The 1,019-nt window shown below is 73.3% G+C and carries 1 protein-coding gene; it reads right to left on the bottom strand.

Translation table 11 applies throughout. From position 1 onward, the window contains the following. Positions 1-24: 24 nt before the first annotated feature. On the bottom strand, positions 25-1,019 hold a 995-nt coding region (locus ACFXKA_RS43430; RefSeq protein ID WP_379431974.1), incomplete at its 5' end, for a GNAT family N-acetyltransferase.

Raw genomic sequence — 1,019 nt, 5'->3', positions numbered from 1 at the left:
CCAGCGCGCCCGGCGGGACGCCTCCTAGAGCTTGGCCTGGAAGATCCCGGCAGGCCGCTCGCGCCGGTAGCCGAGCGCCGCGTTCACGGCCAGCATCGGCGCGTTGTCGTCGGCGACGCTGGTGCTGATCTCCCGTACTCCGGGGTGGCGTTCGGCGAGTGTGCTCAGCAGATGGCGCTTGACCGCCCGGCCGAGTCCGCGCCCGCGGTGCTCCGGGACGACCACCGTGTCGTACTGGAGCGCCCGGGTGTGGGACGGGTCGCGCAGGACGAGTTCGCTGTACGCGGCGATGCTCCCGGCACCCGTGCCGTCGGCCTCCGCAAGCACCACGGAGGTCAGGAGGATGCCGCCCCGGTCGTCGACGAGCCGGGCCGCGCCCCGTACCCGCTCCGCGTCCCACCTCGGCGTCCGCTCGTCCAGACCGCCGGCGGGGGCGTCGCGCATCACGTCGTGCGCCCGCGCGAACTCGTCCGCCAGCGCGTCCGGTACGACGCCGTCCCAGTCCGCGAAGCGGTAGCCGTCGGGCAGTCGCGCCGTGGGCAGCTCGGCGTCCGCCTCCCGGACCCGCTGGACGTACCAGGCCAGCGGCAGCACCTTGCCGAAACCCAGCCCGTCGACGAACGCCTCACCGGCGCCGCCCACTTCGAGCATGGTGGAGACCGAACTGCGCCCGTCGGCGCTCAGTTCGGCCCGTATCGCGCCCCAGAGCGCGCCGCCCACGCCCCGGCGTCTGACCTCGGGACGGACGACCAGGGCGTCGAGGAAGGCGGTGTGGCGGTTGCTCTCCTCGGTGAACAGCAGCAGCGTCGCGACGCCGTCGTAAGACCCGTCGGGAGCGGCCGACACCAGATGGAGCATCCGCGCGTCGGGCGACTGCACGCGCAGCTTCCCGGCGGTCTCGGTACGGCCGGGTTCCGGGACGGAAGCGGGCACGTCCTGGAGATGGGCAGCCGCGATCACGTCATGCCAGGCGTCTGTCTCCGCCTCCGACGGCGGGGTTCCCAGAGTCATCAGCATGA

This window comes from Nocardia sp. NPDC059228 (genome assembly GCF_042754245.1).
Lineage (GTDB): Bacteria > Actinomycetota > Actinomycetes > Mycobacteriales > Mycobacteriaceae > Nocardia.
This window is presented reverse-complemented; position numbering and strand designations above follow the sequence as displayed.